This window comes from Halomonas sp. ND22Bw, from assembly GCF_003011945.1.
Classification (GTDB): Bacteria; Pseudomonadota; Gammaproteobacteria; order Pseudomonadales; family Halomonadaceae; genus Halomonas; species Halomonas halophila.
In genome coordinates this window covers 1-231 of record NZ_PXWD01001914.1, presented here as the reverse complement: position 1 = coordinate 231, position 231 = coordinate 1, and the positions used below count along the sequence as shown (strand labels likewise).

1 protein-coding gene is annotated in these 231 nt (G+C 63.2%); it reads right to left on the bottom strand.

The genetic code is table 11. The features are described 5' to 3' along the window. Positions 1 to 211, bottom strand: a 211-nt coding sequence (locus CVH10_RS24940) for an encapsulin (protein ID WP_369336042.1), incomplete at its 3' end; no start/stop codon positions are given. Between the last annotated feature and the right edge of the window lie 20 nt (positions 212 to 231).

The window sequence follows — 231 nt, the reverse complement described above, 5'->3', positions numbered from 1 at the left end:
CCACCTCGGCGGTGTGGCTGAGATAGCCAATCGACAAGTCCTGTCCGAGATCGAGTTCGAAATCGCCGCCCCGTGTTGTCAGGACGACGCCGCCCGTGATGCCCGGCGCCGAGATGATATCGCCATCCACCAGACGATTGATGTGCTGGAGCACCGGATAGCCCTCCTCGCTGCCGCCGCTGATCGCGGTGAACGGATCATCGCCCAGCACCAGTCGATAAGGCCCCTCGA